This window comes from Apibacter adventoris (assembly GCF_002964975.1).
In the GTDB taxonomy this organism is placed as follows: Bacteria; Bacteroidota; Bacteroidia; order Flavobacteriales; family Weeksellaceae; genus Apibacter; species Apibacter adventoris.
Genome location: NZ_PSZM01000046.1, coordinates 400,028 through 417,847, shown reverse-complemented (window position 1 = coordinate 417,847; position 17,820 = coordinate 400,028). Strand labels below are relative to the sequence as shown.

Annotated in this window: 15 protein-coding genes; 7 read left to right on the top strand and 8 right to left on the bottom strand. The window is 29.8% G+C overall.

Going from position 1 to position 17,820, the window contains the following annotated elements; all coding sequences use genetic code 11:
• From C4S77_RS12300 to C4S77_RS12280, 6 genes are all read left to right on the top strand, one after another.
• Window positions 1-558 (top strand): hypothetical protein, encoded by a 558-nt coding sequence (locus tag C4S77_RS12300; protein ID WP_260210044.1) that lies wholly within the window; start codon window positions 1-3, stop codon window positions 556-558.
• A gap of 371 nt (window positions 559-929) precedes the next feature.
• Window positions 930-1,697: an exodeoxyribonuclease III gene (locus tag C4S77_RS12295; RefSeq protein WP_105247789.1), complete on the top strand. Its 768-nt coding sequence runs from the start codon at window positions 930-932 to the stop codon at window positions 1,695-1,697.
• 32 nt (window positions 1,698-1,729) lie between these two features.
• Window positions 1,730-2,650 carry an OmpA/MotB family protein gene (locus tag C4S77_RS12290; RefSeq protein ID WP_105247788.1) on the top strand — a complete coding sequence of 307 codons (921 nt, stop codon included), beginning with the start codon at window positions 1,730-1,732 and terminating at the stop codon, window positions 2,648-2,650.
• Between the two features lie 38 nt (window positions 2,651-2,688).
• A complete protein-coding gene (locus C4S77_RS12835) occupies window positions 2,689-2,847 on the top strand; it encodes a hypothetical protein (RefSeq protein WP_146106118.1) in 159 nt (52 codons plus the stop codon).
• An 8-nt stretch (window positions 2,848-2,855) separates the two neighbouring features.
• Entirely contained in the window at window positions 2,856-3,308 is a 453-nt protein-coding gene (dtd, locus tag C4S77_RS12285; protein ID WP_105247787.1) for a D-aminoacyl-tRNA deacylase, read from the top strand.
• 292 nt (window positions 3,309-3,600) lie between these two features.
• A complete protein-coding gene (locus tag C4S77_RS12280) occupies window positions 3,601-4,596 on the top strand; it encodes a ketose-bisphosphate aldolase (RefSeq protein ID WP_105247786.1) in 996 nt (331 codons plus the stop codon).
• Between the two features lie 66 nt (window positions 4,597-4,662).
• Here C4S77_RS12280 and C4S77_RS12275 read toward each other — a convergent pair whose 3' ends face one another.
• Both C4S77_RS12275 and C4S77_RS12270 read right to left on the bottom strand, forming a co-directional pair.
• A complete protein-coding gene (locus tag C4S77_RS12275; RefSeq protein WP_105247785.1) occupies window positions 4,663-6,156 on the bottom strand; it encodes an FGGY-family carbohydrate kinase in 1,494 nt (497 codons plus the stop codon).
• A gap of 47 nt (window positions 6,157-6,203) precedes the next feature.
• A complete protein-coding gene (locus C4S77_RS12270) occupies window positions 6,204-7,838 on the bottom strand; it encodes a glycerol-3-phosphate dehydrogenase/oxidase (RefSeq protein WP_105247784.1) in 1,635 nt (544 codons plus the stop codon).
• A gap of 400 nt (window positions 7,839-8,238) precedes the next feature.
• Here C4S77_RS12270 and C4S77_RS12265 point away from each other — a divergent pair, with 400 nt between their 5' ends.
• Entirely contained in the window at window positions 8,239-9,435 is a 1,197-nt protein-coding gene (locus C4S77_RS12265; protein ID WP_105247783.1) for a pyridoxal phosphate-dependent aminotransferase, read from the top strand.
• A 78-nt stretch (window positions 9,436-9,513) separates the two neighbouring features.
• On the opposite strand, the gene C4S77_RS12260 is transcribed toward C4S77_RS12265, so the two are convergent.
• The 6 genes from C4S77_RS12260 to C4S77_RS12235 all read right to left on the bottom strand — a co-directional run bounded on the left by C4S77_RS12260 (window position 9,514) and on the right by C4S77_RS12235 (window position 17,684).
• Window positions 9,514-10,767 carry an aminotransferase class I/II-fold pyridoxal phosphate-dependent enzyme gene (locus C4S77_RS12260; protein ID WP_105247782.1) on the bottom strand — a complete coding sequence of 418 codons (1,254 nt, stop codon included), beginning with the start codon at window positions 10,765-10,767 and terminating at the stop codon, window positions 9,514-9,516.
• Between the two features lie 20 nt (window positions 10,768-10,787).
• Window positions 10,788-11,819, bottom strand: a complete 1,032-nt coding sequence (locus tag C4S77_RS12255; protein WP_105247781.1) for a PLP-dependent cysteine synthase family protein — start codon at window positions 11,817-11,819, stop codon at window positions 10,788-10,790.
• Window positions 11,820-11,982: 163 nt separating this feature from the next.
• Window positions 11,983-13,146: a putative sugar nucleotidyl transferase gene (locus C4S77_RS12250; RefSeq protein WP_105247780.1), complete on the bottom strand. Its 1,164-nt coding sequence runs from the start codon at window positions 13,144-13,146 to the stop codon at window positions 11,983-11,985.
• Window positions 13,147-13,383: 237 nt separating this feature from the next.
• Window positions 13,384-14,067, bottom strand: a complete 684-nt coding sequence (locus C4S77_RS12245) for an SIR2 family NAD-dependent protein deacylase (protein ID WP_105247779.1) — start codon at window positions 14,065-14,067, stop codon at window positions 13,384-13,386.
• Between the two features lie 106 nt (window positions 14,068-14,173).
• On the bottom strand, window positions 14,174-16,219 hold the full coding sequence (locus C4S77_RS12240; protein WP_105247778.1) for a protein-disulfide reductase DsbD family protein: 2,046 nt from the start codon (window positions 16,217-16,219) through the stop codon (window positions 14,174-14,176).
• Window positions 16,220-16,367: 148 nt separating this feature from the next.
• Window positions 16,368-17,684: a YihY/virulence factor BrkB family protein gene (locus C4S77_RS12235; protein WP_105247777.1), complete on the bottom strand. Its 1,317-nt coding sequence runs from the start codon at window positions 17,682-17,684 to the stop codon at window positions 16,368-16,370.
• Between the last annotated feature and the right edge of the window lie 136 nt (window positions 17,685-17,820).

Here is a 17,820-nt window from a genome sequence, read left to right as displayed (position 1 = left end):
ATGAAAATTACTTTGTTTACCCCTATGAAAGAAGAAAAAGAAAAAATTATGAATGGTTTCAGAGAATTTACTTCATTGAAACATTCTTATGAAGTTATAATTTCCGGTATAGGTCGTGAAAAAATAGCTAAGGCTCTTTTAGCAAAACCTGAATCTGATTTAGATATATTAGTTGGTTTTACAGCAATTACAGGGATTGAAAATACTATGCCTGAAGAATTAAAAAAAGGTAAGTTAGTTGAAGTAGTTGCTTCTTCCCTTATAGGTTATACAGGAGAAATTTTTGAAAATGGAAAGTTGCAGTTAACAACCTCTAAAACAAAATTCCCTTCTCTCCACTCACTCACTTCAGATAAATTTGTAACAACGACTGATCTTCCAGTAGGTACACTCATAAATATGGAAGATTATACCTTTATGTGTTTAAAAAGACCTCAGGATTTTATCCTTCGTATTATTTCAGATTTTTTACCTCATCAAGAAAATATTGATTTTTTTAAAACTATTGAAAATATCTCATTTACTCCTGTTATTAAATTTTTAGAAAGTTTAACATAACCCTCTTTCTTAAACCTCTAACTTCATTTAGTTTTTAATGAGATCATAATATCTTGAATTACTTTTAGATAAATTTAAATCTGATATTTCACTTTTAAATATAAAGCTAATTAGGTCACTTTTTATTTTAGGAAATGACATTTTGTTATGTACAAATTTAAATGGATGTACCATTTACCAGAACGCTATAATTATTTATATCTGATGAGTTTTTATTTTTTGCGAAAGATAAATTAAAATTCGGCACATTTCTCGATCATACACATATGAGAAAAAAAAATTAAATGTATTCTCGAATTTATAATATATTTTTTCTTAACAAAGAATTTCCAAAATAAACTAAAAAGATAAAAAAACAGTATTTTTGCTAAATGAAATTATTAAGTTATAATGTAAATGGTATACGTGCTGCTTTAAATAAGGATTTCATAAAATGGTTGCAATCCGCAAATCCAGATATACTAAGTTTACAGGAAATAAAAGCTCATACAGACCAATTTAATATTTCCCAATTTGAAGATTTGGGATATTATACCTATTGGTTTCCTGCAGAAAAAAAAGGCTATAGTGGGGTTGCTATATTATCTAAAGAAAAACCTATATCTGTAAAATTTGGATGTGATAACGAGACGTATGATAAAGAAGGTAGAGTAATACAAGCTGATTTTAAAGATTTTTCGGCTATTAGTGTATATGTTCCTTCTGCTACCAATATGGATAGATTGGGCTTTAAATTAGATTTCTGCGAATATTTTCTGAATTACATAAAAAATAGAGAAAAAGAAAATTCTAATTTAATAATTAGTGGAGATTTAAATATCTGTCATCAGGCTATTGATATAAACGATCCTGTAAGAAATGCAAAAGTTTCCGGTTTTTTGCCTCAAGAACGTGCATGGTTAGACAATTTTTTCACGCAATGCAATTTAATTGACACTTTTAGAGTTTTTAATCATGAACCTTTTCAATATTCGTGGTGGACATATAGAGTTAAGACAGCCAGACAAAATAATAAAGGTTGGAGAATTGATTATAATTTAATTACCCGTAACCTTGAAAACAAATTAGAAAGAGCATATATTCTTACTCAAGCAATACACTCAGACCATGCTCCGGTAGGAATAGAACTGAAAATGTAAACAAATAATAATATTTATAATATTTTAATTCCATGAAAAAAACACTAATAGCTATTCCCTTATCAATTACCATTATTTCTTGCGTTCCTCAAACAAAATATAAAGAGCTGGAACAAAAATATTATGCAGCTTTACAAGGAGAAAGCAAAAACAAAAAAGAAATAGAAGAAAAAGAAGCAGAATTAAATATATTAAGATTACAATATACCTCACTTAAAGAACAAGAGGAAGCATTAACTAAGAAAAAAGAAGATTTGGATAAAGAATATGAAAATCTACAATTAGAATACACTGCCAAATTGAAAGATCTAGATGATTTACAGAAAAAAAATGCTGAAATTTCGAATGAAGTAAAATCCAACTTAGAAGATAAAGAAAAACTTTTAGGAGATCTGGAACAAACCCAAACCCAACTAAAAGAAAAAATCAAAAGAATTAACGAGCTAGAAGGTCTTATCAGCCAGCAAAAAGAAGCTGTATCAGGATTGAAAGAAAAATTACAAAACGCTCTAAAAAATTATGAAGGCAAAGGAATAACAGTAGAAGAAAAAGGAGGAAATGTGTATGTTTCTATGGAAAATAAATTGCTGTTTCCTTCAGCTAGTTGGAGTGTAGAATCAGAAGGGCTTAATGCTTTACATGAATTAGCAGCTGTTTTAGCAAATGATAAAGATCTTAACATAATCATACAAGGTCATACAGACTCTGATAAGTATTTGGGAAATGGGAATATAAAAGATAATTGGGACTTATCTGTAATGCGTGCTACTTCTATAACCAGAGCACTACAAAATGAAGGAGTGTCTCCCACTCAGATGACAGCTTCTGGTAGAGGAGAATATTTACCGATTGCAGATAATTCTACAGCCACCGGTAAAGCTATGAACAGACGAGTAGATATAATTATAGCGCCAAACCTAGATGAAATTACTAAACTATTAAATGAATTATAAATCATAAAGAAAATTGCATTATTTAGTAACCATCTAAAATGGTAAACTTTGCGGGTTTTGAAATACCTATACAATATTCAGGAATCAATAATGAACATTTAGCAGTCAGGGGATATTCGCAAATTAATACTGATATTTTTATTGAAGTCAGAGATAAAAAATTAAAATATAAAATAACCAAACTTCCTTTTATTTAAAAATACTTATGAGAGTTGTCATACAAAGAGTTATAGAAGCATCTGTAAAAATTGATGGACAAATCAATGGAATAATTTCTAATGGACTCTTATTATTTTTAGGTATTGAAAACTCAGATAATCATGAAGACATACAATGGCTTGTCAATAAAATTATAAATCTGCGCATTTTTAATGATGAAAATGAAGTAATGAATAAATCCGTTCTGGATGTTGACGGAAATATTTTAGTAATAAGTCAGTTTACTCTTTATGCTTCCACTAAAAAAGGTCATAGACCTAGTTACATAAAAGCTTCTAAACCCGATTTCGCTTTTCCTTTATATGAAAAATTTAAAGAAGAATTAACATTTTCATTAGGTAAACCTATACAATCCGGGATATTCGGAGCTGATATGAAAATTTATTCTATTAATGATGGTCCGGTTACTATTATAATAGATTCTAAAAATAAAGAATAAAACGAAAAACTGATAAATGAATATTTATCAGTTTTCATTTTTATATACCATTGTTAAAAAAACAAAAATTCCCTATTTTTAAATTAGTATTTATACTATATGATATTTTTCATTACTACAATTAAACTTATTTACTTTATCTTTCAAAATTAAAAATGAAATATACATTATTTCATTACAAAATTATTTATTAAAAATAATTAAATAGAAAAACTACATTCACTCATACTTTTTTAAAACTCTGTAAAATGAGATGTTTTATACATAAGAAACAAATTAAAACCTATAAAATATGATTAATTATAACGAATTAGGAGTAGTTAACACTAAACAAATGTTATCTAGAGCTCTTAAAGAAAGATATGCTGTTCCTGGGTTTAATTTTTGCCATCTGGAACAAGTACAGGCAATAATACAGGCTATAGTGGAAACAAAATCTCCGGTAATCCTACAAATATTAAAAAGTGACAGAGAATATATTGGACCTAAATTAATTCCTAATATAGTTAAAGGATTAGTAGAATATGCTAAAGATTTAGGGTTAGAAAAACCACAAATAGCTCTACATCTGGATCATGGAGATACTTTGGAACTTTGTAAAAATTGTATAGATGATGGTTTTTCTTCTGTTATGATTGATGGTTCTCATCTTCCATTTGAGGAAAATATAAAACTCACAAAATCTGTAGTAGATTATGCACATAAATTTAATGTAACCGTTGAAGGTGAGTTAGGTGTAATTGCTGGCGCTGAAGGATATAAATATTCAAAAATATCTACGTATACAGAACCTGAAGATGTTATAAATTTTGTTTCCCATACAGGTTGTGATTCATTAGCCATATCCATAGGTACAGCTCATGGGTCTTATAAATTTACTGCGGAACAATGTGAAAAAGATGAAAGAGGAGTATTAGTCCCCCCCCCTTTAGCCTTTAATGTTCTTGAGGAAATCGAAAGAAAATTATCAGATTTCCCTATTGTCCTTCATGGTTCTTCCACAGTACCTCAAGATAAAGTAAAAACTATCAATCTATATGGTGGAAAATTAAAAGATGCAATAGGAATTCCTGAATCTCAGCTTGCTAAAGCAGCAAAGCAAGCTGTCTGCAAAATCAATATTGATTCGGACAGTCGACTAACTATGACAGCTTCAATTCGTAAGTTTTTTGCTGAAATTCCCTACGAATATGACCCCAGGATTTACCTGGCTATAGCAAGAGATGATATGAAAGAAGTGTATAAACATCTAATTAGCAATGTTCTCGGATCTGCCAATAAACTATAGTTTACAACCAAAAACTCCCGAAATTCGGGAGTTTTTTAGTCATAGATTAAGCAGTGATTTTTTAGTTTATTTGTTTTTCCATAAAGGATATATTTGTTTCATATATTCCTTATACTTTTCATAAGCAGGAATAATCATCTCTTTAATTTTCGGATCCGGATCTATAGCTATAGATTTTGACCCCATGGTTTTAGCAGCTTCATCTAGATCTTTGAATTGCCCAATTCCTACGGCTACGATCATAGCTGTACCTAATGCTCCTCCTTCGGAAACTTCCGGTATTAATATTTGGCGATCTAAAACACTGGCTAACATTTTAGGCCAAATACTACTTCTCGTAACGCCACCAACTACCCGAATTTCATCTACTTGGAAATTTTCAATCAAAGGATCAATGTGATATTTATGGTTAAACGCTATACCTTCATAGATTGCTTTAAGTAAATGCCCTCTATTATGCCAAGCCCTCATTCCCATAAAACAAGAATCTGCATCTACATCTAAAGGATTTCCATATAAGAAAGGGAAAAATACAATATCGGAAGGATCATCAGCTACCTCAGAAATTTCTTTATCTACAAAACCATAAGGATCTATACCAGCTCTTTTAGCTATGTCCAACTCTTGTTGGCATAAAGTCTGAACAAACCATTCTAAGTTTGAAGAAGAAGCGGGAGATATAGCCATATTCATCCATAGACCTTTTCTTATAAAGCTTCTACAAAACCAGTCTTTGGAAACTTTGGGCTGAGCAGAAATAACTTCATTAATGCTATATGTGCCTGCCATAACCGCTAGTTGTCCCGGATGTGTTGCCCCTGCTCCGATAGCTCCTGCGTCCACATCATGTAACCCGGCAACTACTGGAATACCTTCCGGCAGTCCTGTATGAATATGGGTATCATACCCGATAGATCCAACTATATCTGTGGGATTATTTACTATAGGTGCTATCTTTTCTAATTCACTCAAATCATATAGTTCAAATGCTTTAGGATCCCATTCTTGTTTTTTATAGTTAAAAAACGAAGTACTCGCCTCTGTTAAATCTGTTCCTACGGTTCTAGACAATCTATATCGAATAAAGTCTTTTGCCCACATAAATGATTTAGCTTTAGCTAAGGTTTCAGGCTCATTTTCTTTTAACCAGGCTAATAATGTAGCGGGTGAAGATGGAGAAGCTCCCTGACCAGTAGTTAAAAGCAATTCTTCTAATTTTTTAGAGTATTTCAAAGATGTTTCAAAAGCTCTTGTATCTAAAGATAAAATTCCCGGTCTTAAAGGTCTATTATTCTCATCTAAAATCCATATCCCATCTCCATGTGCACTACATCCTACTCCTATAATTTCATAATTTTCAAGTTTTCCCATTAAGTGCCGTAACATTTTACACACGGCAGCCCAAAAATCTTCCCCTTCTCTTTCTGACCAGTGTGGTTTAGGCATATCATGAGGAGACGTAGCTGATTGTGATGCAGTAATATTTCCTTTCAAATCAAAAGCAATTGCTTTCATTCCGGTTAGACCTATGTCTATACCAATAACAACTTTTGTTTTCATAATTAATTTTTTGTGATTTTTTGTTTATTTATATTTTTAATTTGTTTTTATTTTACTTCTAATCTTTTAATATAGTTTTTATAAAGCTCGATTTCTTGTAATCTTCTTTCTTCATTCCAATCTAAAATTTTTGCACAAATTTTTGAAACTGGCTCTATTGAACCTAATCCTAAGTCATCTTCTAAACCGGTCATAATTCTTCGTGCTATTACATCGGATAGTCTATATGCTTCTTCAAATGTTACTGCCCATTCAACTTCACCTACCGTCAAACCAAAAGCTTCATCAATAACCTCTTGTCTCTCTGGTTTTTCCATAATGAATTTTGATAACTTTACTCCAATAGTTCCATATTGATCTGCCAAACGTCTTATTAAAGTTTCATTAATACCAGTGTTTTTAATCTGATTTCGTAGTTCTTCCATAGAAGTTATATTACCTCCGGGCAATTTCATTTTTCGGGTTTTACATTTAACATTCTTACCTAAACGTTTGGATAAAATATCACCAAAATCTTCTCCTACTTGTCTAAATGTGGTTAGCTTCCCTCCAACTAAAGTATATAAGCCATCATATTTATCTTTATGATCTACAATTTTATGTCTTCGCGTAATATCAGAAACTTTAGAGCCTTCACTATAAGGTAATGGACGTACACCTGTATAAGCATAGATTACATCTTTTTTAGTTAATTTTGCCTCGGGTAATACCTTATTGGTTTCATAAAGTATATAATCATATTCATCTTGTGTAGCTGAAGCAGTGTCTAAATCTCCCACAAAAGGAATGTCTGTAGAACCTATTAAATATCGATCTTTCCAAGGAATGACCATCATAGGACGCGCATCATCAGATTCATAATAAAAAGCATCGCTAGGAGCACCCGGAAAAGAGTGTAATACTAAGTGTGTTCCTTTAGTTCCTCCATTCATTCTTGGTAAAGAAATATGTTCTTTAGGCCATACATCATCTATCCATGGACCTGCATCATTAATAACTATTTTAGTTGGCACATCTACTTCTTCTCCACTCAATTCATCTTTTATTTTAATTGAATTTACTTTACCATTTGAAACATTTAAATCTATAGCTTTTACATGTGTTAAAATCTCTGCTCCTGCTTCTTTAGCTGCTAAAGCTATTTCATAACATAATCTTTCAGAATAATCAACTTGCGCATCGGAATAAGCACATCCCCCTTTAAGGTCTTTGGGATTTAACCCTGGTTCTTTTTCTAATATTTTTTTTCGGGAGAAAAACTCAAAACTTTTCAATGATTTATCAAATGAAAGAATATCATAAGCAATCATCCCTAAACGTAAAATCATTGCAGAATTTTGATTGTTTTTATAAAAAGGTATAATAAAACGGAGTTCGCGAACTAAGTGTGGTGCAGACTTTACCAACCATTCCCTTTCTTTTAAAGACTCACGTACTAAAGGTACATCATATTTTTCCAAATATTTTAACCCTCCATGAATCATACGACTAGACCAAGAGGAGGTACCAGAACCTATATCTCCCTTTTCAACTAATAGTACTTTGAAACCACGTAAAGCAGCATCCCAGGCTGTACCGAGACCATTAACTCCACCTCCGACTATAACTACATCATAACCAGATTTAGTACTTTCAAATCTATTTTTTCTCTTAAGAGATAAGTGCAAATTATTATCTTCCATTTTTTTGTTATTTTTAATCGATTTATTTCAAATGTATAAACTATTTTTTAATAAAAAAATATGTTTTTTATACATATAAATTATTGAATATTTGGTTCTTATAATAGTATTTTTATGTTAAATATCATGGTTGCTTTTTCGAAATTTAAAATTATTTCTTTCGATTTAATAACCTATTATACATATATTTATAATATTCTTATTGATTAAAAATCTCAATAATTACACACACAATTATATTTATAGTAATAAAAAATAAAATAGAATTTATATAGATAGCACTTTTATATGTCAGGCTATAAATAAAATCACTTAATTAAAAAAATTAGATTATTTATTTTTATTATTTTTGCTGTGCGTAAAATCTTAACAGTCAAAAAAAACATTATAATTTATAATAATGCCAAAAACTTCTCAAAGAGGCCAATTAATGCCTGAATCCCCTATAAGAAAATTAGTACCTCTTGCTGATAAGGCTAAATCTAAAGGCATAAAAGTATATCATCTTAATATAGGCCAACCAGATATACAGACACCAAAGGTTGCACTGAATGCTTTACATACTATCGATAGAAAAATATTAGAATATAGTCCGAGTGACGGTATAAAAAGTCTTAAATCTAAATTGGCAGATTATTATCACAGATTTAATATCGATGTTGATGAAAATGATATTATTGTAACTACTGGTGGCTCTGAAGCTGTGAATTTTGCATTTATGAGCTGTTTAGATCCTGGTGATGAAATTATAGTACCTGAGCCTGCTTATGCTAATTATACAGCTTTTGCAATTGCTGCTGGAGCTACAATTAAATCTGTTGTTTCAACTATTGAAGAGGGTTTTGCGTTACCATCTATCGAAAGGTTTGAGGATCTTATAACGCCACGCACTAAAGGTATTATGATTTGTAATCCTAATAATCCTACAGGTTATCTCTATACCCAATCTGAGATGAATCAAATAAAAGATTTGGTGAAAAAATATGATTTATATTTATTTTCAGATGAAGTATACCGTGAGTTTTGTTACAACAATACTCCTTATATATCTGCTTTTCATTTAAAGGGAATTGAGGAAAATGTAGTACTCATTGATTCCGTATCTAAACGATACAGTGAATGTGGAATACGTATTGGGACTTTAGTCACTAAAAATAAAGAGCTTAAGAATAATGTGATGAAATTTTGCCAGGCTCGTTTAAGCCCTCCTTTATTAGGACAAATTGTTGCAGAAGCTTCTATTGATACTCCAGAAGATTATATGCGAGAAGTATATAATAAATATTTAGAACGACGCAATTTTTTAATTGACGGATTAAATAAAATACCTGGCGTATATTCTCCAATTCCAATGGGTGCTTTTTATACTGTAGCAAAACTTCCTATTGATGATGCAGATAAATTCTGTGCATGGTTGCTATCCGAATATGAATATGAAGGCAAAACGGTAATGATGGCACCAGCTTCGGGTTTTTATACTAACGGTGCAAGAAAGAATGAAGTACGTATTGCTTATGTCTTAGATAAAGAAGATTTAAAACAAGCATTAATTGTTCTTAAAAATGCTCTTGAAGTATATCCCGGACGAAAAGATTAATTTATTTTAATTTATTAATTTTTATAATAAAAAAACTCCTTATATATAAAAGGAGTTTTTTTAATTATATTTTATCTACTATTTAATATCTAAATGTAATTTATCTTCTTCTGCTTTATATATTCCATTTATAAGTTTTTCTCTTACGGATTCAAAAGCATGTAGTGTTTCATCTATATCTTTGTCTGTATGAGCTGCTGTAGGTATTAATCTTAAAAGAATCATTCCCTTTGGAATTACAGGATATACTACTACACTCGTAAAAATACCATAATGTTCTCTGATATCTTTAATAAGTAAAGAAGCTTCTACAGGAGAGCCTTCTAAATAAACAGGAGTAACACAAGTGTTGGTATTGCCTATATTAAAACCTCTTTCTTTTAATCCATTTTGAAGTTTTATAACGTTATGCCAAAGTTTGTCTTTTAATTCTGAACTACTTCTGAGTAATTCTAATCTTTTAAGTGCTCCTAAAACCATAGGCATTGGTAAAGACTTTGCAAAAATTTGAGAACGTAGATTATATTTTAGGAATTTAATAATTTTTTTATCTGCGGCAATAAAAGCCCCAAAGCCTGCCATAGATTTTGCAAAGGTTGAAAAATATAAATCTATTCCATCCTGACAATTTTGTTCTTCACCTGTTCCTGCTCCTCTTTTACCTAAAGTACCAAAACCGTGTGCATCATCTACTAATAATCGGAAATTATATTTCTTTTTAAGTTCTATAATTTCTTTTAATTTCCCTTGCTCTCCTCGCATTCCAAAAACACCTTCAGTAATTACAAATATTCCCCCACCAGATTCTGCTGCGTTTTTTTCTGCTCTTTTTAGATTTTTTTCTAAACTTTCTATATCATTATGTTGATAGGTAAACCTTTTTCCAAAATGTAATCTTACTCCATCTACTATACAAGCATGACTATCTACATCATAAACAATTACATCATTTTTTGAAACCATGGTATCTATAATAGAAACCATACCCTGATAACCGAAATTTAGTAAATAAGCAGCTTCTTTATTAACAAATTCAGCTAATTGTTTTTCTAATTCAGCATGATATGGGGTTTGCCCCGACATGGCTCTTGCTCCCATTGGGTAGGCCATTCCATATTTTTTTGCCGCTTCGGCATCTGTTTTTCTTACTTCTGGGTGATTGGCTAATCCTAGGTAATCATTTATACTCCATATTACCATTTCTTTGCCTTTAAATATCATCCTAGAACCTATTTCTCCTTCTAAAACGGGAAACATGTATTCTCCTTCTGCATATTCTGCATACTTTTCTAAAGGTCCTTCATGGCTTTTTATTCTTTCAAAAATATCCATTAATATAGTTTTGCTTTATTTTATTTAACTCTTTCTATAGTAGCGTTAGATTCTAAACCGTTAAGTTTACTTTTTGTAAACCCTTGAGATTTCATCCAATCATCACTAAATACTTTTGTCATATACCGTGATCCATGATCTGGAAATAAAAGTACTACTACTGAATTTTCATTAAAAGTATCTTCTATTTTCCGTGCAGCTACTAAACAGGCACCACTGGTATACCCTACCATCATTGCTTCTTTTAATGCAAGTTCACGTGTAGCGTATGCACTAGGCTCATCTGATACTTTTATATATTGATCTACTACAGAAAAATCTAATGCTCCAGGGATTAAATTCTTCCCTAAACCTTCAATTTGATAAGGTTTAATTTCATTTGGGTCTAATTCTCCTGTATCAAAATATTTCTTTAAAACAGATCCTACAGCATCTACTCCTATAATTTTAATTTGAGGATTTTTTTCTTTTAAAAATTCAGCAGCTCCTGTTAAAGTTCCTCCTGTACCTGTACATCCTATTAAGTGAGTTATTTTACCTTGTGTTTGTTCCCAAATTTCGGGACCTGTAGTTAGATAATGTGAATGTGTATTTTCTTTATTGAAATATTGATTGATGTATAATGAGTTAGGAGTTTCTTCTGCTATTCTTTTTGCTACCTGATAGTAAGATTTAGGATCATCTGCGGGTACATTAGCAGGGCATAAAAAAACTTTAGCTCCCATAGCTTTTAAAAAAGCTATTTTCTCTGGTTTGGTTTTATCACTAACGGCTAATATGCACTTATAACCTTTGACAATGCTAACCATTGCTATAGAAAAACCGGTATTTCCTGAGGTAGTTTCGACAATTGTTGCCCCCGGTTTTAAAATTCCTTCTTTTTCAGCATTCTCAATGATATGAAGAGCTATTCTGTCTTTAGTTGAATGTCCAGGATTAAAGCATTCCAGTTTCGCAAAAAACTCACCTTTCATCCCTTCTGTTACTCTATTCAAGCGAACCAACGGTGTATTGTTAATTAACTCAAGAATATTGTTGTAAGTTCCAGCCATTCTGTTATATATTTCTTTTAATTTTAAGGGGCAAATTTAAGCTTTTTTTTTTACAATAAAACTTAACCTAATGAAATTTACTAAAAACTCTTTTTTTAATAAAATATATTGTCTCTTTTATAATCATTACTTTAATTTGGTTAAAAAAACTATTTATTTAGAATTATTTATTAAGTAGGTATAGATATTCTAAAATATCTTTTTCATCTTCAGATAGTTTTTTATTTCTTCTTTTCATCATTCTTTCTGCAACTTCTAAAGCTTTTGAAAAATTAAACTTAAGATTTTCAGACTTACCTCCCCAAGAAAAAGACTTTATTATATTGGGTGGAAAACCCGAAGTAAAAATATTGGCAAAAACCCCAACAACTGTTCCCGTATTAAATTGGGTATTTATGGCAGATTTTGAGTGATCTCCCATTATAAGTCCTGAAAATTGTAATTCTGTACTTATAAATGTTGATTGCGGATAGTTCCAGCATTTAATAATATCATAATTATTTTTCATATTTGAAGAGTTAGTATCTGCCCCTAAATTACACCATTCTCCCAAAACAGAATTTCCCAAAAACCCATCATGCCCTTTATTAGAATATGCTGTTAAAATACTATTATTAACTTCTCCTCCTATTTTAGAATAGGGACCAATAGTTGTACCCCCATAAACCTTTGCGCCCATGTGTATTTTAGATCCTTCACATAAAGCTAAACTACCTCTTATGTGACTTCCCTCCATTATTTCCGAATTTTCCCCCAGATAAATTACCCCCTCTTGGGTATTTAAAGTAACATATTCCGCAGTTACTCCGTTTTCTATAAATATTTTTGAACTGTCCCCTATCACATTTACTGTTGAAGATAAAGTCTGTGATTGATTTTGCTTTGAAACGAGAGTAAAATCATAATTAATAGCATGATTATTATAGGTAAACAGATTCCAAGGATATGCTATATGGATTCCATTAAAATTATATTCTATTTTTTTATTGAATTTTTGAGCTAAAAATTCACCTTCTGAACTCCTTGCTGCTATTATTTTATTTTTAAATACTAGTGCCTCTCCTTTTTTCAGATTTTTAATTGTTAGAATAAAATCCTGATTTGGAAAATATGAGGGATTAATAAATATGTTTTCTTCTTTATACTGTACAGGGTATTTTTTTGAAAGATATTTTTGGGTTAAAAATGAGATTTTTTCTGTCTGAAAAATTTTATTCCATCTTTCTGAAAAAGTAAAAATTCCCATTCTAAGTTCGGATACGGGTCGTGTAAATGTTAATGGAAGAAGATCTCCTCTTTCTTCTGCATCAAATAAAATGATATTCATTACATATATTTTAATTTTTCAAATGTAAGAAACTATGTCATTCCAGTTAATATATTCGTTATATATTCTTGATTAATTTCATTTATCATTTTATTTGCGAAAATTTTTTAGAATTTTAGCCTAATTTTAATTTTATAGAAATTAGATTCTGACAATAGAAGATATATGTAAGCATAAAATACTAAGACCGAATAACAGAATTATTTAATTAAAAAAATTTAGATAGATATAAAAAACTTAATTAGAAATTTTTTGTTTAAATATCTTTAAACCTTCTGTTGCACCTTTTTGTATATATACAATATTTTCTGGCAGATACATTTCTAAAGGATTAGGATCTATTATATAAATTTTTGCTTCATGAGGTACAAAATTTAATAAAGATGCTGCCGGATATACTTGAAGGGAAGTTCCTATAACTAAAAAAATCTCTGCCTGTGCAGTGTATTTAACAGCTTCTTCCATTTTGGGGACTTCTTCTCCAAACCATACAATATGAGGCCGAAGTTGGTTGCCATCTTCTGCTAAATCTCCCATATGAACATCTTCTAAAGTTTCATATATAAGTGATGGATTTTTTACACTTCTTACTTTGCTTAGTTCTCCATGTAAATGTATAACATGTTGTGAACCTGCTCTTTCATGGAAATTATCAACATTTTGTGTAATTATGGTTACTTGAAAAATATTTTCTAATTCTTTAATTAAATAGTGACCTTCATTAGGACTATGATCTTTTAATTCTGCTCTTCTTTTATTATAGAAATCTTGTACTAATTTCGGATTATTAATCCATCCTTCAATAGAAGCTACATCTTTAACATCATACTGATCCCATAACCCTCCCGAATCTCTAAAGGTACTTAAACCACTTTCGGCACTCATCCCCGCTCCTGTCAAGACTACTAATTTTTGTTTCATTTTAATTTGACTTCGTTTTTTGATTATATATTAAATTCAAATTTTATTACATAAGTATAATGAGAACTAATGTATATTCATTTATAATTTGTTTATTGTTTATTGTTTATTGTTTATTTTTTAATTCTTTAAAAGTTTTAAATCCACATTGTAAAAAGTTTTGAAAATCATTTTTATTCTTATAGCCGGCAACAGGAAAATTGAGAATTTTATTATCGGGGGTTATCAGAACATAGAAAGGTAGTGAGTTTGTATTAAAATTTTCTCTTTGAAAAGTAGACCATTTTTTTCCTATGGTCTTGATCTTTCTCTTTCGACCTTCTTTTAAATCAACAACTTTTTGCTCTTCTTTTGGTAATAATTCAGAATCATCTACGTATAATGAAGCTATTATGAATTCTGTGTTTAATATTTGCCAAATTTGAGGATTACTCCATATATATTCTTCCATTTTCCTACAATTTTCACATCCATATCCTGTAAAATCTATTAATATGGGTTTGTTTTCTTTTTTTGCCAACTCCAACGCCTGATTATAATCATGAATAATATTTAATCCTAAAACTCCTTTTTCATTTTCTTTGTGGTATATACTAATATTTAATGGAGGAGTTAACCCACTCATCAACTTCAAATTTGGTTTATCAGAAGGAAATAATCCAGGAATCATATAAATTCCAATAATCGTAAAAATACCCGCCCATACTTTTCTTCCACTTCCTATTTTTGCTTTTTTATCATCATGAGGAAATTTTATTACACCTAATAAATATAGTACTATTGCAAGGGCTATAAGTATCCATATACCGACAAATATTTCTCTTTTTAGGAAAAAAGTCTTTGCGACTAAATCTGCTTTAGAAAGAAATTTAAATGCCAAGGCTAATTCTAAAAATCCTAAAACAACTTTAATAGTATTCATCCATCCACCGGATTTAGGCATGTTATGTAAAAATTGAGGAAATAGCGCAAAGCCTCCAAATATCAAAGCCCAAGCTAAACCGCACCCTCCAAAAGCCATTGTAAGCTGGGTAGGGTTTTGTATTGCTTTGGCTAATATACTTCCTAACACAGGCCCTGTGCAGGAAAAAGATACTATAACCAAAGTTAAAGCCATAAAAAATAATCCTATAACTCCACCAGTTTCAGAAGCCTTATCAGATTTATTGACCATCCAACTTGGTAAAGTTATATCATAATATCCAAAAAAACTAAAGGCAAAGATTATAAAAATTATAAAAAATACTAAATTGAGACCAATATTTGTAGAAAGCTGATTAAATATATCCGGATTAATCCCATTAATTAAATGAAAAGGTAATGTAAATAATAAAAATATTAGAAGAATAAAAAAGGCATAAATTAATGCATCCTTTTTCCCTTGTTTTTTATTTTTTGCTTGTTTGGTGAAATAAGATATTGTAAGGGGTATCATAGGATATACACAAGGGGTCAATAAGGCTATTAGCCCACTGATAAAGCCAAATATAAAAATCCATAAAAATCCTTCGTCCTGAATTATTTTTTCTCCACATGCTTTGTTTATTGGATTATTAATATCTAAACTGGGTATAACAATATTGTCTTTATTGACGTTTATTATATCTTCTTTATCAACTACTTCTGAAGCATTTAACTGAGAATGATTTTCCTTATTATCAATAGCTTGAGAAGAAACACTTGAACGTAATTCATCAATATTTTCTGGTTTTACAGTCCTAGAAAAGGATTCCCCATCTGGAGCTAAACAAACTTTATCATTGCAAATCTGAAATTCTACTTCTGCTTCAAATTTTATAGGTTTATTTCCTGTAACTTCAAATTTTTGTCGGTATTCAACTTTATTTGAAAGATATACTAATGTTCCTTCAAATACGTCTGAATATTCTTCTATTTTTTTACCTATTTCTTTAGTATTTCCCAGTAATTTAACATTAGGATTTTTAGGATATGTAAATGTGGTAGGAATTGCATTTTCTACTTTTATGTCTTTGGAATATAAATGCCAACCCTTTTCTATAAAAGCAGTAAAAACAGCTTCGTATTGATTCTGTTGAAGAGTGTGTATTTCAAATTCCCATTTTATAGGATTTTTTACTTGGGATTGTACAAATGTATTGATCAACAAAAAAAGACAAAATAATTTCTTCATATTTACAAAATTCCTAGTTTAATTTATTATGTTTTCAAAAGTAATATTTTTATAAAAAAAATCTTTATGTAACTAAAACTTTTATTTGTGTAAATATTGAAAGTTGTAAATTTCAATGTATGGGTACTTTAATTAAAGTAAGAAATTCTCAAATATCTTTTAGAAGGGTATATTTCTCTTTTCTATCTATTATTTTACGGATTTCCAAAATTTTATTCCATATATTATTAAATTCCTGCATCGTATCAATTTTGAAGTCTTCAGAACCGTATAAATCCATTTTATTATAAAAATAACTAATGGTAATAAGATTTATATCTACTGCTGGAATGTATGCTATTTCTCTTGGATCCTTAGTAGGAGTTTCTGCAATTAGTCCTATTTGTTGTAAATAATATAATGTATCGCTCGTCAATTGTGTAGGAATTTTATATTTTTCTGATAATTCATCAGCTGTATAGGGTTTCTCGGCAGATTCAAATCTTTTAACAATAAGAGTCATAATTAATAATAGAACAAATTCTTTATATCGTTTACTTATATTGGTAATTTCTTTTTCAAAACTAAATTTATTTACATTTTGATAAGCAAAAGATAATTCTACCCCTAACAAACATATAAACCAACTTAATTGAAGCCACAATAATAGTAAAGGCAAAACAGCAAAACTTCCATAAATAGCATTATATTTTGAAATCCATATTTGCCCGGAAATGTAAAGAACTTGAAAAACTTGAAAACAAATTCCACTAAAAAACCCTGCAAGGAAAGCAGCACTGAACTTTACTTTAGTATTGGGTAGGTATATATAAATAAGTGTAAATAATAAAATGGTCAGTAAAAAAGGAACTATTTTTATTAGTGGATTAGCAACCCATTCAATAATCTGCAAATCTGATGCGGAAGTTAAAACTATAGAAAGACCTGCATTACAAATCAAAAATATGGGAGCAATTATAATTAAAGCTAAATAATCTGTAAATTGTCTAAAAACTGTTCTTCCTTTTTTTATTCTCCATATTATATTAAAATTATCTTCTATATTGGATATTAAACTGATAACTGAAAATAATAAAAATACTATTCCTATACCGAGAAACAAGCCTCCTTTAGCATATTCTAAAGATTTATCTATAAATCCCATACATTTTTCAATCACTTCTTTTTGTCCGGAAAAATATTGTATTAATTGACTTTCTTCAATGTTTTGAAGCCCAAAGCCTCTGGCTATAGCAAATAATACTGCTAAAAGAGGAACTAAAGATAATAAAGTATTATAGGTAAGTGCCGCAGCTCTTGTATTTAGCTTTGAACTATTTATATTTTTATATAACAATATAAAAGCTTTAACTATATTAAAAAAACTTATTTTTTTAGATGTTTTTTCTTCTTCAGTTATGCGCCAAATACCATATGTAAGAAAGTGTATAATTTTACTTATACGTAGTTTAATTTTAGCAAACATTGCTGTATTTTTAAAAATTTTGAAAATAAATGAAATTACTTTTTTATATGAATCAATAGTGCTTTTTTAATATACTACTTTTCCGTAGTAGTATTGAATATTTTTAATTGATTATTATATAATGAATATATTATTT

Coding starts and splice junctions, on each gene's coding strand:
- C4S77_RS12240 (WP_105247778.1), bottom strand. CDS start 16,219: ATGAAGAAATTATTTTGTCTTTTTTTGTTGATCAATACATTTGTACAA.
- C4S77_RS12260 (WP_105247782.1), bottom strand. CDS start 10,767: ATGGATATTTTTGAAAGAATAAAAAGCCATGAAGGACCTTTAGAAAAG.
- C4S77_RS12290 (WP_105247788.1), top strand. CDS start 1,730: ATGAAAAAAACACTAATAGCTATTCCCTTATCAATTACCATTATTTCT.
- C4S77_RS12275 (WP_105247785.1), bottom strand. CDS start 6,156: ATGAAAACAAAAGTTGTTATTGGTATAGACATAGGTCTAACCGGAATG.
- dtd (WP_105247787.1), top strand. CDS start 2,856: ATGAGAGTTGTCATACAAAGAGTTATAGAAGCATCTGTAAAAATTGAT.
- C4S77_RS12280 (WP_105247786.1), top strand. CDS start 3,601: ATGATTAATTATAACGAATTAGGAGTAGTTAACACTAAACAAATGTTA.
- C4S77_RS12265 (WP_105247783.1), top strand. CDS start 8,239: ATGCCAAAAACTTCTCAAAGAGGCCAATTAATGCCTGAATCCCCTATA.
- C4S77_RS12300 (WP_260210044.1), top strand. CDS start 1: ATGAAAATTACTTTGTTTACCCCTATGAAAGAAGAAAAAGAAAAAATT.
- C4S77_RS12235 (WP_105247777.1), bottom strand. CDS start 17,684: ATGTTTGCTAAAATTAAACTACGTATAAGTAAAATTATACACTTTCTT.
- C4S77_RS12835 (WP_146106118.1), top strand. CDS start 2,689: ATGGTAAACTTTGCGGGTTTTGAAATACCTATACAATATTCAGGAATC.
- C4S77_RS12245 (WP_105247779.1), bottom strand. CDS start 14,067: ATGAAACAAAAATTAGTAGTCTTGACAGGAGCGGGGATGAGTGCCGAA.
- C4S77_RS12270 (WP_105247784.1), bottom strand. CDS start 7,838: ATGGAAGATAATAATTTGCACTTATCTCTTAAGAGAAAAAATAGATTT.
- C4S77_RS12250 (WP_105247780.1), bottom strand. CDS start 13,146: ATGAATATCATTTTATTTGATGCAGAAGAAAGAGGAGATCTTCTTCCA.
- C4S77_RS12255 (WP_105247781.1), bottom strand. CDS start 11,819: ATGGCTGGAACTTACAACAATATTCTTGAGTTAATTAACAATACACCG.
- C4S77_RS12295 (WP_105247789.1), top strand. CDS start 930: ATGAAATTATTAAGTTATAATGTAAATGGTATACGTGCTGCTTTAAAT.